Below are 1973 nucleotides of genomic sequence, written 5' to 3' on the forward strand. Positions count from 1 at the left end.
TCCTCGCCTTCGAGGCGCTGCGCGTCGTCGGAGCCCCCGCCGAGCCCGACGTCCGCGCTGCGGTCGACGAGGCGACGCTGCGGCCGTACGCCCTGCTGTGGCTCGCCGAGCACGACGGGATCGACCCGGAGGACGCCCACGAGGTCCTCACCCGCGAAGAGGCCACCTGGATGTGGGTCGACACCGCCGCCGCGGTCGCCGACCACGGGGAGGCCCCGCTGCTCGTGCGCCACCTGGAGTCCGCCATCCAGCCGACCGTCCCCATGCTGCTCGACGAGGTGCGCGCCGTAGGACACCCGCGCACCGTGCAGGTCCTGGTCGCGCTCGCCGCGGCCCACCCCGACCCGGCGCTCGCCAAGGCCGTACGCCGGGCGGCCTTCCAGGTGCACACAGGGGGCAGCTAGGCGGGGTCAGGCACCTGCCGTCCCCGGTATCTCCGGGGCGTAGGTACCGAAGCTCCATATGTTGCCCTCGACGTCCCGGGCCATGTAGTCCCGTGATCCGTAGTCCTGGTCCGTCGGGGGCATCAGGATCTCCGCGCCGTGCTCCACGGCCCGTCGGTGGTGGGCGTCGATGTCGTCCACGACGATGTACACCCCGGCGGGCCCCGCGCTCTTCATCGCCTCGTCGAAACGCCCGCCCCGGCCCTTGGAGCCGAGCATCACCGCGCCGTTGCCCTGCACCAGCTCGGCGTGCATCACCGAGCCGTCCTCGCCCTCGTACACCGCCAGTTCGGTGAAGCCGAAGGCCTCCGTGAGCTGCCGGATCGCCGCCTTCGCGTCCGTGTACAGCAGGGACGGGTAGATGCTGGGACGCCCGCTGTCCTTGCCTGCCATGCCGATCACTTCCTCACACGTCTCGTACTGCCGGGTGCTTTCGCTGTCTTTCCATCGCTTCGATCGCTTTCGACGAGTCTTGCACCCGCCACTGACAACGCCCCGCGAACCGGCACCGCGGCCGTCAGCGGAAGGTGTTGCACTGCGCCATGTCCCCGGTCCGGTAGCCCTGGTGGAACCACTGCTGCCGCTGCGCAGCCGACCCGTGCGTCCAGGTCTCCGGCGTGACCCGGCCCTGGAACCGCTCCTGGATCCGGTCGTCACCCACGGCCGCCGCCGCGTCCAGCCCGTCCCGGATGTCGGCCTCCGTGAGGCTGGTGATCAACGGCCGCCCGGTCGACTCGTCCTTCGTGGTCGTCGCGTGATGCGCCCAGACCCCCGCGTAGCAGTCCGCCTGCAGCTCCACCTTCACCGCGTTGCTGTTCGCACCGGTCCGCCCGTCCTGCGACCGGCCCAGCGTGCCCATCAGGTCCTGCACGTGGTGCCCGTACTCGTGCGCCACCACATACGCCTGCGCGAACGGCCCGCCGCTGGAGCCGAACTTCGTCCGCAGTTCGTCGAAGAACCCCAGGTCCAGATAGACCTTCCGGTCGCCGGGACAGTAGAACGGCCCCACCGCCGAGGTCGCCGTCCCGCACGCGGTGGCGACCTGCCCGCTGAAGAAGACCGTGGGGGAGCGGGTGTACGTCCCGCTGCGCCGCCGGAACTCCTGCGCCCAGAAGTCCTGCACGCTGTTGACCACCGCCACGATGCGGCAGTCCTCCTTGGTGTTCGCGTCCTGTCCGGTACGGCAGCTCGACTGCACCTGCGCCAGCGAGGACGCGGTCGCCACCGGTGAGTCACTGCCCGACGACAGCCCCAGGTTGTCCGGGCCGACGCCGAAGAACAGCCCCAGGAGCAGCGCGATCAGTCCCGCGAGGCCCCCGCCCACGGTCGCGCGGCCACCGGGGATCCGGCTGCCACGCACGTCCTGCACCTCGGAGGTGTCCAGATCGGCATCGTCGTCGAACTGCATGGGCCCCGCTCTCCGCGCGTGTGGACCCCCTGGCGCCATCCTCGCCCGCCGCCCCCGATGCGGCGCCGGGCAAGCGTCCGAACGGGCGACCCCCACCACGCGCGCGTGCCGTTCGTCACGGC

At 71.5% G+C, this 1973-nt stretch carries 2 protein-coding genes and 1 pseudogene; 1 reads left to right on the forward strand and 2 read right to left on the reverse strand.

The window, feature by feature from the left end:
* Window positions 1–404: pseudogene (locus R6V09_RS51890) on the forward strand (hypothetical protein); the annotation flags it as partial.
* Between the two features lie 6 nt (window positions 405–410).
* Here R6V09_RS51890 and R6V09_RS51895 read toward each other — a convergent pair.
* Both R6V09_RS51895 and ypfJ read right to left on the reverse strand, forming a co-directional pair.
* Entirely contained in the window at window positions 411–836 is a 426-nt protein-coding gene (locus tag R6V09_RS51895) for a VOC family protein (protein WP_317888365.1), read from the reverse strand.
* 124 nt (window positions 837–960) lie between these two features.
* Window positions 961–1851 (reverse strand): KPN_02809 family neutral zinc metallopeptidase, encoded by an 891-nt coding sequence (gene ypfJ, locus R6V09_RS51900; protein WP_317888366.1) that lies wholly within the window; start codon window positions 1849–1851, stop codon window positions 961–963.
* Window positions 1852–1973 lie beyond the last annotated feature (122 nt).

Source organism: Streptomyces sp. W16, from assembly GCF_033194735.1.
GTDB lineage: Bacteria > Actinomycetota > Actinomycetes > Streptomycetales > Streptomycetaceae > Streptomyces.